We start from the raw sequence: 2,382 nt of genomic DNA on the forward strand, positions 1-2,382 counted from the left end.
GCCCCACGTCATCCCGTCGCAACGCCGCCGCCCCACCCGCCGTGGCCGCCCACACCGCCTCGTCCGGAGTCATCCCCATGTCCCGCACCGCGAGCGCGATGCAGAAGGGGACGGACGACGTGAAGGACGAGCCCGGGTTGCAGTCCGTCGACAGGGCCACGGTGACGCCCGCGTCCAAGAGGCGGCGCGCGTCCGGCCACTCCGCGCGCGTCGAGAACTCCGCGCCGGGGAGCAGGGTCGCGACCGTCGCACCGCTCGCCAGCGCGTCCACGTCCGCGTCCGTGAGATGCGTGCAGTGGTCCGCGCTCGCCGCGTCCAGTTCTACGGCGAGTTGGACGCCCGGGCCGAACGACAACTGATTGGCGTGGATGCGCGGGTGCAGGCCTTTCGCCTTGCCCGCCGTCAGGATCGCGCGCGCCTGGTCGCCGTCGAAGGCGCCCTTCTCGCAGAACACGTCGATCCAACGGGCGTGCGGGGCACAGGCGTTGAGCATCTCGCCGGTGACGAGGGCCACGTACGCGGCCGGGTCGTCGGCGTAGTCCGGCGAGACGATGTGCGCGCCGAGGTACGTCACCTCGTCCGTGTGCGCGGCGGCGATCCGCAGCGCGCGGGACTCGTCGGCGACCGTCAGGCCGTAGCCCGACTTCGTCTCGAAGGTGGTGGTGCCCTGGCGGAGCGCCTCGTCCAGGTAACGGGTGAGGTTCGCCTCCAGTTCCGCGTCGCTCGCCGCGCGCGTCGCCGCGACCGTCGTACGGATGCCGCCCGCGCTGTACGCCCGGCCGGACATGCGGGCGTTGAACTCCTGCGTGCGGTCGCCCGCGAAGACGAGGTGCGAGTGGGAGTCCACGAAGCCCGGCAGGACCGCCCTCCCACCGGCGTCGACCCGATTGTCAGTGGCGGGTGCTTTGCTTGATTCACCGGTCCAAGCGATGCGGTCGCCGTCGATGACGACGGCCGCGTCCTGGATCAGACCGAGGGGAGATCTGTCACCTAGGGAGGGGTCGTTGGTGACCAGCGTGGCGATGTTGGTGATGACAGTGGTGCTGGTGCTGCTCATTGTGTCCTCGTGGGTGCGGGGGTCGGCGATCGGCTCTACGCGCGCAGGGCTTCCACGGCCTGCGCCAAGGCCTGCGGCACATCCGGTACGAGCGCGTGCGCCCCGTCGCGTACGACGTGCCGGCCGCCCACGACCGTGTGCCGTACGTCCGCTGCCGTCGCCGCGAATACGGCCGTCTCGGCGCCGAGCCTGGGCACCGGCCCCGCTGTTCTGACCGAGTCGAGCGCGATCGTCGTGAAGTCGGCGAGCGCGCCCGCTTCGAGGGTGCCCGCCTCGTCCCAGCCCAGCGCCGCGTGGCCGTCGGCCGAGGCCGCGCGGAGCAGGGCCGCCGCCGTCCAGTGACCCCTCGTGCGGGTGCGCAGGCGCTCGTTCAGCTCCATCGCACGCGCCTCTTCGAGGAGGTCGATCACCGCGTGGCTGTCGGAGCCGAGGGAGAGGGGTGAGCCGGCTCGCTGGAGGGCGACCGCCGGGCCGATGCCGTCGGCCAGGTCCCGTTCGGTCGTGGGGCACATGCAGGTGCCGGTGCCCGAGCGCCCCAGCAGCGCGATGTCCTCGTCCGTCAGGTGCGTGTTGTGGACGCCCGTGGTGCGCGGGCCCAACACCCCGTGGTCTGCGAGGAGTTGGGTCGGGGTGCAGTCGTGGGCTGCGCGGCAGGCGTCGTTCTCGGCGGTCTGCTCGGACAGGTGGACGTGGAGCGGGGCCCGGCGCTCCTCGGCCCAGCGGGCCACCGTCGCCAACTCCCGTGCGGGCACGGCCCGTACGGAGTGGATGGCGGCACCGATCCTCGCGTGATCCCGTTCCTTGAGAAGTGAACAGCGTTCCGCCCAGGCGTCCGCGCTTCCGTCGGAGAAGCGGAGCTGGTGGCGGTTGGGGGGCTGTCCGAAGCCGGAGGAGAAGTAGGCGGTGTCGAGGAGGGTGATGCGGATACCGGCTTCGGAGGCGGCCGCGATGAGGGCCTCGCCCATGGCGTTGGGGTCGGCGTACGGGGTGCCGCCGTGGGCGTGGTGCACGTAGTGGAACTCGCCGACCGCCGTGATCCCGGCCAGCGCCATCTCGGCGTACACCGCGCGGGCGAGTGCGTGGTAGGTGTCCGGGGTGAGCTGGTCGGCGAAGGAGTACATGAGCTCCCGCCAAGTCCAGAAGGTGCCGGAGCCGACCTGGACGGTGCCGCGCAGGGCGCGGTGGAAGGCGTGGCTGTGGGCGTTGGCGAGGCCGGGCGTGGCCGCGGGCACCCTGCTCGCCCTCACCCCCCTCATCAGGGCGATGGCGGATGTCCTGGCCGACTCGTCGCCCGAACTCCGGCGTGTGGCCGAGGCGTTAACGNC

Annotated in this window: 2 protein-coding genes; both read right to left on the reverse strand. The window is 72.2% G+C overall.

Going from position 1 to position 2,382, the window contains the following annotated elements:
- Positions 1-1,057, reverse strand: a 1,057-nt coding sequence (gene hutI / locus ACNFOC_RS53300) for an imidazolonepropionase (protein ID WP_416966157.1), incomplete at its 3' end; no start/stop codon positions are given.
- Between the two features lie 35 nt (positions 1,058-1,092).
- Positions 1,093-2,382, reverse strand: a 1,290-nt coding sequence (locus tag ACNFOC_RS53305; protein ID WP_416966158.1) for a formimidoylglutamate deiminase, incomplete at its 5' end; no start/stop codon positions are given.

It is taken from the genome of Streptomyces colwelliae (assembly GCF_048158785.1).
GTDB lineage: Bacteria > Actinomycetota > Actinomycetes > Streptomycetales > Streptomycetaceae > Streptomyces.